Annotated in this window: 5 protein-coding genes; 3 read left to right on the top strand and 2 right to left on the bottom strand. The window is 59.9% G+C overall.

All coding sequences use genetic code 11. From position 1 onward, the window contains the following. Nucleotides 1-187: 187 nt before the first annotated feature. Both CKA38_RS03480 and CKA38_RS15260 read right to left on the bottom strand, forming a co-directional pair. Nucleotides 188-2,722, bottom strand: coding sequence for an ATP cone domain-containing protein (locus CKA38_RS03480; protein WP_192881148.1), 2,535 nt, complete (start codon nt 2,720-2,722; stop codon nt 188-190). Between the two features lie 185 nt (nt 2,723-2,907). Continuing rightward, nucleotides 2,908-3,192 (bottom strand): hypothetical protein, encoded by a 285-nt coding sequence (locus CKA38_RS15260; protein ID WP_152032648.1) that lies wholly within the window; start codon nt 3,190-3,192, stop codon nt 2,908-2,910. Between CKA38_RS15260 and CKA38_RS03470 the strand changes: the two genes are divergently transcribed. The 3 genes from CKA38_RS03470 (at nt 3,191) to ilvD (ending at nt 7,942) form a co-directional block, all read left to right on the top strand. Continuing rightward, nucleotides 3,191-3,892 (top strand): zinc ribbon domain-containing protein, encoded by a 702-nt coding sequence (locus tag CKA38_RS03470; RefSeq protein WP_108824244.1) that lies wholly within the window; start codon nt 3,191-3,193, stop codon nt 3,890-3,892. The genes CKA38_RS15260 and CKA38_RS03470 overlap by 2 nt on opposite strands. Before the next feature lie 326 nt (nt 3,893-4,218). Continuing rightward, nucleotides 4,219-5,814, top strand: coding sequence for a Gfo/Idh/MocA family protein (locus tag CKA38_RS03465; protein WP_202863952.1), 1,596 nt, complete (start codon nt 4,219-4,221; stop codon nt 5,812-5,814). Nucleotides 5,815-6,112: 298 nt separating this feature from the next. Then, the gene (gene ilvD / locus CKA38_RS03460; protein ID WP_108824243.1) at nt 6,113-7,942 is read left to right on the top strand and encodes a dihydroxy-acid dehydratase; all 1,830 of its coding nucleotides are present in this window, start codon (nt 6,113-6,115) and stop codon (nt 7,940-7,942) included. The last annotated feature ends 32 nt before the right edge of the window (nt 7,943-7,974 follow it).

Below are 7,974 nucleotides of genomic sequence, written 5' to 3'. Positions count from 1 at the left end.
GCTCACCGGGACGGTTCGCCCTGCCAAAACTCCGAGACTGAGAACGACGGTTGTTGCGGCCGAGGGAAACCCAATGCGTGCGAAGCGTGTGACGCTGCTCCTACACGTTTCGGTCAGCCGCGTGGCGAAAAAAAGGCCGGACTCAAATTGAGTCCGGCCTTTTTGGCATGAAGTGTGACGTTGCGTTTTACGTGTGCACGATTTCGCAGGCGCCGCCGGCGCAGGCGATGTGTTCGGCGAGTTTGGTCTCGTCGGTTTCCTCGCGCATCTTGGTGTAGTCAACTTTGTTCGGGCGAAGCATGTTCCAGCGGATGATGTCGCTTTCGGTGGCGACTTCCTCGCGGGGGGCTTGCGCATAAACCTTGTCGCCGGCGTCCTGGAGGAGCGAGATGCCGGTGAAGGATTCGCGGTGCTCCCAGATGAACTCCTCGACGTCGTTCCATTCGGTCGGGCTGACGGTGCAGGTGTTGGAGACGTTGTGGTGCAGGTTCGGCGAGCGCGATTCGGGATCGCCGCCGGGGATGACCCAGGATTGCTGCACGAGCTCGACGAGTTGCAGGAATTGCAGCGCGTTGATGTCCTTGCGAAGGATGGCCTGCGGCGCCGCCTCGACGGGGAAGGTGATGACGTCGTCGGTGTCGGGGTTGTAAACGGACGCCTCGGTCATCTGCGGGTTGTGCTGCTTGAAGAAGGTGTAGATGGGCTCCTTGCGGTTGGCCTGCACGCGGCGGAAGTAGTGGCGCGAGTGGTGAGGGTGGATGCCGGAGGCGGCGTCGAGGATGAGCGAGGCGGTGCCTTCGGGTTTGCAGGTGGTGAGCTTGGCGGCGGGACGGATGCCGATGAGCGCCGCGATGAGGCGGTTGGTGGCGCGGCAGAGGTGCGCGCCGCGGGTGAGGATTTCGGCGTCGAAGAGGATGTTGGGGTTGTCCATGAAGCCGCAGATGGAAACACCGAGGAGCGAGTCGTGCTCGTTGATGAGGCGGGTGACGGGCCCGAGGTAGGGCATGCTGGTGTAGGCGGCCTGAAGGGTGCCGATGGCGGTGGCGGCGATGCAGCCGTCGAAGAAGTTTTCAACGGTGGTGGCGGCGCGTCCGTTGATGGTTGTCAGATTGCACATCTGGAAACCGGAGAGGCGCGTGGTGCCGGGGAGGTCGCCCTTGTAACCCCAGGCGAAGAGCTTCGAGACTTCCTCGCCGGAGAGTTCCCAGTCGACAATGGGGAGGAGGTTGATTTCGGCGCAGGGGTTGCAGCCGGCCTCGGGGTTGTCGGAGAAGAAGAAGCCGGGCTCGCCAAATTCCTTTTGCGCCTTGAAGAGTTTTTTGAAGTGGGCACGGTTGTCCTCGGTGCGGGCGAGGACGGCGGAGTTGTTCGAGGCGGAGCGGTGCGGATATTTTTCGAACCAGTTGCCGGTCTTGGCGTTCATCATTTCCTCGTCGTCGGGCGAGAAGAGGCAGATGGTCGCGGAGCGGCGGATGCCGCCGGCGAGCACGGCCTTGGCGAGGAACATGTTGATGTCGTAAACTTCGATGGGGCGCAGGGCGCGGCCCGCGGCTTGCGAGAGGATTTCCTCGACTTGTGTGAGGGCGCGCTTGAGCGGAAGGTGGCCGGGGGCCTTGCCGCCGGAGGTTTTGAGGGGGAGTCCGCGCGAGCGGATGAGCGAGTAGTTGAACTCGATTTTTTTGCCTTCGTAGAAGGACTGGAAGAGCATGTGCACGGCGTCGGACCAGCCCTCGATGGTGTCGGGGATGTGGTAGTGCCAGACGGGCAGGTCGTATTCGTTGGCGCGGGCGGGCAGCGAGGGAAGCATGGCGACGTGGTGCTTTTGCACCGAGAAGCCGACGCCGCAGCCGGAGAGTAGGAGGTAGAGGTATTCGCGGAAGAACTCGACGCGGTCAACGTTTGCGAAGGAGCAGTTGAACATGCGCGAGTGGTTTTTGAGGATGGCCTCGCCGCCGAATTGCATGGAGCGCATCGAGGGGAGGACTTGCTTGGCGGCGACCTTGTCGAACACCGTTTGAATGATGTCGTAGAGGCGCTTGTTGCCGAGGGTGGCGAGAAGTTGCGGGGCGGCGTCGCCGGCGAGCGCGGCGATGTCGGCGGGGAGTTTTTCGGGGATGCGCGCGTCGATCTTGGCCGCGAAATGGGTGAGGTGCATGTCGCGCACGCGGTCGGTGGCCTCGGTGAAGGTTTCGCGACGCTTGAGGTCGGGGCGGTAGCGGGCGTATTTCGCCATGGCGATGTAGTCGCCGAGTCCGTTTTCCTCGTATTTGGCGAGGCGGTTGGCGGAGTGCTGCATGCGGTAGAGCACGTAGGAGCGGGCTACTTCCCAGTTTCCGGAGGCGGCGATCGCCTTTTCAACGGCGTCCTGGATTTGCTCGATGGAGGGGTGTTTGCCCTCGCGGTAGTAGAGTTCGAGCATCTGCGAGACGCTTTCGCCAAGGCGGGCGGCCTCGGCGAAGATGTCGGGGCTCACGCCGTATTGCGCGAGGAAGTCGTCGCGGGACGGATTGTCGGCGTTATTGGTGCGCACTTCGTGGAAGGCGAGCGCGATGGCGCGGGTAACCTTGTTCTGGTCGTAGCGGGCGCGGGTGCCGTCGCGTTTGACGACCATGCGGGCATCCGCGGGGATGCTGCGGTTGAGCAATTGGGCGCCTTTGGTGATGGTCGCCGCGGGTTCGCTTGGAAGGATGTTGGAGATGGAAAAAGGGAGGGAAGACTTCATGACAGAAAAACCAATGTAGTGGATGAGTTTGAAAGGTTGGGCGAGTTTTAAATGTAGTTTTTTTGGAAAAATTTTTGATTTATAAATAATTAACTATTAATGAATTAAAATGTTACTCACAGTGTGTTCACATTTAAGCAAAACTAAAGCTATGCAGAAGAAAAATTATAGGGTCGGGAATTTTTTCAGGGGTAAATTCGGGATAAAAATGGCGCAAAAATCGGGGCTCTTTTTTTGTGATTTTTGACGCCGTTTTTGGACAAAGTCACTATGGGAAAATGAATATGTATTCGTTTTTTAAATACGGTTATTTGCAATGCCGAGGGGTGGGGGAAATGTAAAAATAATGCGATTTTTTTCATGCGTGTCAATTTTCGGCCATGTTTTTGCGCGCGGGTTGCCGGTTTTTTTTGTGCGCGCGTGATTGGTGATTGAGCGTTGCGGCCAAGGCTCTCTAACGTGGCGGTCATGCGCCATCCTGCCATCGATAATCTCCTCATACTCCAGAATCGTGACACCAAACGAATCCAGCTGGAGACAGAAATCAAGTCGGTGCCCGATTTAGTTCGCGCCGTGGAGGGGAAAATCCTCGCGGACAAGCAGGCCATCGAGGAGGCGCGAACGGAGTTGATGGATCTCGAAACCCAAAAAAAATTAATCGAGACGGAAATCGGCACGATGCAGGGCACGCTCGGAAAATACAAAACGCAGCAATCACTCGTGCGCAAAAACGACGAATACCAGGCGCTCGGCCAGCAAATTGCATCGACGGAATCCGCCATCGGCGAGCTGGAGGAAAAGGAACTGGGCGTGATGTTCGCGATCGACGAGGCGAAGGTGAAATTTGCCAATGCCGAAAAAGTGCTCAAGGACAACATTGCCGGGCACGAATCGCGAATCGCGACATTGCGCGAGCGCGAGAAAAACCTGGCCGTGGAGCTGGCCGCCGCGCAGTCCGAGGTGGCGAAGGCGCGCGAGCCGCTGGACCCGTTGAGCTTGCGCCTATACGGCCGGATTGCGGAGCGCACGCAGCCGGTGGTCGCCGCCGTGCACGGCGGGACGTGCGATGGCTGCCACCTGAAGGTTTCCGGCGAGTCGGAATCAAACGCACGCAAGGGCGAGATTCTCGCGACGTGCGACCAATGCGGACGAATCATCTGGTGGGACTGAGTTTGCGTCGCGCGCGGGCTTTGTGTATTTGATTTTTGGATACTATGGGACGGGCACGCGGGACTCGGAGGCGGGGCGGCAATTGGCCGATGCTTTTGCCCCGTCCAGTGGCGCGAGTCGCATGACGCGACCGGTGCCCGATGCTGGCGGAGGCCCTCAAAAAGGCTCGACATCGAAACTTCCCGGATGAAAGTTTCTCGTGTCCTAGTTTCACCGATCCCCTTTGCAAAACCAACCCTTCCGATTTCGAAATAACGCTTCCGTTCCGATTTTGCGCACCCTTGTTTTCCCGCAACTTCATTTGATTTTTTATCGATCCTAAATCCATGAACACGACCACCCAAGACTCCGCCTTCCCTAAAACCGTTATTAACCGTCGCACTTTTGCCAAAACCGCCGCGCTCGCCGGCGCCGGGCTTGCGATGGGCTCCGCGTTTGCCAGTGCGGCCGATCCCGCCTCGGCCATCGCCTCAGCCTCCGGAGGCACGCGCCGCCGTTACGCCATCGTCGGTTGCGGCGGACGCCACCGCATGTATCTCAACTCCATTCTCAACCAATACAAGGACGTCGCCGAGATCGTCGCCGTATGCGACGTGAACAAGGGGCGCGCCGAGAGCGCGGCAAAAAACGCACTCAAGGCCGGTGTGTCGATCAAGGCGTATTTCCCGAAATCCAATCCCTCGAAACCCGATTTCGACCGACTGCTCCCAGAGTTCGAACAGATGATCAAGGAAACCAAGCCCGATATCGTCATCGTAACGACCACCGACTGCGCGCACGATCGCTACATCGTCAAGGCAATGGAAATGGGCTGCGACACCATCACCGAAAAACCCATGACGATCACCGCCGAGAAATGCCAGCGCATCCTCGACGCGAAAAAACGCACCGGCAAAAAAGTCCGCGTCACCTTCAACTATCGTTACTCGCCGCCGCGCACCCAAGTGAAGGATCTGCTCATGTCCGGCGCGATCGGCGACATCCTCTCCGTTGATTTCACCTGGTTGCTCAACACCCGCCACGGCGCCGATTATTTCCGTCGCTGGCACAGCAACAAAATCAACTCCGGCGGCCTCATGATCCACAAGGCCACGCACCACTTCGACCTCGTGAACTGGTGGCTCAGCGCCTCGCCCGTCGAGGTCACCGCCGTCGGCAAGCGCGAATTCTACACGCCCGCCATGATCAAGCGTTTCGGCCTCAAGGGCCCCGGCGAACGTTGCATGACCTGCCCCGAGGGTGGCAAGTGCGGCTTCCACATCGACCTCCCCGGCACCCCCGGCATCAAATCCATGTATCTCGACAACGAAAAATACGACGGCTACATGCGCGACCGCTGCGTCTTCCGTTCAGACATCGACATCGAGGACACCATGAACGTGATCGTTAAATACGACACCGGCGCCACACTCAGCTACTCGCTCAATGCCTTCAACGCGTGGGAAGGTTATCAAATCGCCTTCAACGGCACCAAGGGCCGTCTCGAGCACTCCATCGTCGAGCAAATCTACATGAACGCTGCCGACGGTGACGACAAGCAAGGCGCGATCAAGGCCGGCGGCACGGTGGTGCGCGTCATCCCGCTCCGCGAGCCCGCCACCGAGCACACTCCCTGGAAGGGCTCGGGCAGCCACGGCGGTGGCGATGTTGTCATGTTGAACGACGTTTTCCTTCCGAACCCGCCCGCCGACAAATATCAGCGCAATTCCGACGAGCGCGGCGGCGCCGAGTCGATCCTCATCGGCGCGGCGGCCAACATGAGCTTCGTGACCGGTCGGCCGGTGAAAATAGCGGATATGGTCAAGGGCTTGAAAAAGCCCGACTATCCGCCGATGCCCACCAACAAGGACCCGGTCGAAATGCCCCGCCGGCTCCAGGCCAATGTGATCAACCGAAAGCCGTCCGCAAAAAAGAAAGCCTGACGGCGGCAACACATCAACACCATGCCGACAAAGGCCGACCCGCGAGGGTGGGGCGCGCGTGTTTCCAGTCGCATGCCCATCGGCTCTTTTCAGGCGATGCGACAGATCCTTTGTCGCATCGCAACTCCAGCATTTGCGAGTCCCGTCTGCGTCGAAACAGACATTTGGATTTTTTGAAAATTGGGATTTATTTGATGTTGGCCGAACGCCGCCTCACAAGGTAGGGATTTCAGAAATCAGAAAACCAAAGGAAATTTGAAATCCTAATTCCGCATTCCGCACTCCACATTCCGCATTTATGAAACACGCACTCCGTTCCGACACCACCACCCAGGGCCGCCGCATGGCCGGCGCGCGCGCACTCTGGCGCGCCAACGGCATGACCGACGCGCAAATGGGCAAACCCCTCGTCGCCATCGTCAACTCCTTCACGCAATTCGTCCCCGGCCACACCCACCTCCACGATGTCGGCCAGTTCGTGAAACGCGAAATCGAGGCGCAAGGCTGTTTCGCCGCCGAGTTCAACACCATCGCCATCGACGACGGCATCGCCATGGGCCACGACGGCATGCTCTACTCGCTCCCCTCGCGCGACCTCATCGCCGACTCCGTCGAATACATGGTCAACGCCCACAAGGCCGACGCCATGATCTGCATTTCCAACTGCGACAAAATCACCCCCGGCATGTTGATGGCCGCCATGCGCCTCAACATCCCCGCCATCTTCGTCTCCGGCGGCCCCATGGAGGCCGGCGAGCTCGGCGAACGCCACCTCGACCTCATCAACGTCATGATTGAGTCCGCCGACGACTCCATCCCCGACACCCAAATCGAAAAACTCGAGCACGCCGCCTGCCCCACCTGCGGCTCCTGCTCCGGCATGTTCACCGCCAACTCCATGAACTGCCTCAACGAAGCCATCGGCCTCGCCCTCCCCGGCAACGGCACCATCGTCGCCACCCATAAAAACCGCCTCCAACTCTTCAAGGACGCCGCCCGCCTCATCGTCGAAAACGCCTACAAATATTACCGCGACGGCGACGACTCCGTCCTCCCCCGTTCCATCGCCACCCGCCAGGCCTTCCTCAACTCCATGTCGCTCGACATCGCCATGGGCGGCTCCACCAACACGATTCTCCACCTCCTCGCCATCGCCAACGAAGCTCAAGTCAACTTCACGATGGACGACATCGACGCTCTCTCGCGCCGCGTCCCCTGCCTCTGCAAAGTCGCCCCCAACACCGAAAAATACCACATCCAGGACGTGAACCGCGCCGGCGGTATTCTCGGCATCATGGCTGAGCTCGCCTCCGCCAACCTCATCGACACCGCCCAACCCCGCGCCGACGGCCTCACCCTCGCCCAAGCCATCGCCAAATACAACATCACCACCGCGACGCCCGACCCCGAAGCCGCGCGCATCTACACCTCCGCGCCCGCCAACCGCTTCAACCTCAAAATGGGCAGCCAGGACAGCCACTACAAAACCCTCGACACCGACCGTGCCGCCGGCTGCATCCGCGACATCGCGCACGCCTACACCAAGGACGGCGGCCTCGCCATTCTCAAAGGCAACATCGCCGAAAAAGGCTGCGTCGTAAAAACCGCCGGCGTCGATGAAAGCATCTTCAAGTTCACCGGCACCGCCCACGTTTTCCATTCGCAAGACGACGCCTGCCGCGCCATCCTCCTCGACCAGATCAAAGCCGGCGACATCGTCGTCATCATCTACGAAGGCCCCAAGGGCGGCCCCGGCATGCAGGAAATGCTCTACCCGACGAGCTACATAAAATCCAAGCACCTCGGCAAGCAATGCGCCCTCATCACCGACGGCCGCTTCAGCGGGGGCACCTCCGGACTCTCCATCGGCCACGTCTCGCCCGAGGCGGCCAGCGGCGGCGCCATCGCGCTCGTCCGCGACGGTGACACGATCGAAATCGACATCCCCGCGCGCAAAATCCACCTCGCCGTAACCGAAGCCGAACTCGCCAAACGTCGCGCCGAGGAAGAAGCCCGCGGCAAACTCGCCTACAAGCCGATCCGCGACCGCATCATCAGCAAGGCGCTCCGCGCCTACGCCCGCGACGTAGCCAGCGCCGACCTCGGCGGCGTGCGAATCATAGAGTAGCTTTTACCTCAACCAGTCAGCTTCGGCTCAAT

This window comes from Ereboglobus luteus (genome assembly GCF_003096195.1).
Lineage (GTDB): Bacteria > Verrucomicrobiota > Verrucomicrobiia > Opitutales > Opitutaceae > Ereboglobus > Ereboglobus luteus.
Note: the sequence above shows the minus strand (reverse complement) of the source record. Positions and strands in the feature narration are given on the sequence as shown.

What these genes read in the sequence shown, in the direction of transcription:
- CKA38_RS03480 (WP_192881148.1), bottom strand. Translation starts at nt 2,722, where the DNA reads ATGAAGTCTTCCCTCCCTTTTTCCATCTCCAACATCCTTCCAAGCGAA.
- CKA38_RS03470 (WP_108824244.1), top strand. Translation starts at nt 3,191, where the DNA reads ATGCGCCATCCTGCCATCGATAATCTCCTCATACTCCAGAATCGTGAC.
- CKA38_RS03465 (WP_202863952.1), top strand. Translation starts at nt 4,219, where the DNA reads ATGAACACGACCACCCAAGACTCCGCCTTCCCTAAAACCGTTATTAAC.
- CKA38_RS15260 (WP_152032648.1), bottom strand. Translation starts at nt 3,192, where the DNA reads ATGACCGCCACGTTAGAGAGCCTTGGCCGCAACGCTCAATCACCAATC.
- ilvD (WP_108824243.1), top strand. Translation starts at nt 6,113, where the DNA reads ATGAAACACGCACTCCGTTCCGACACCACCACCCAGGGCCGCCGCATG.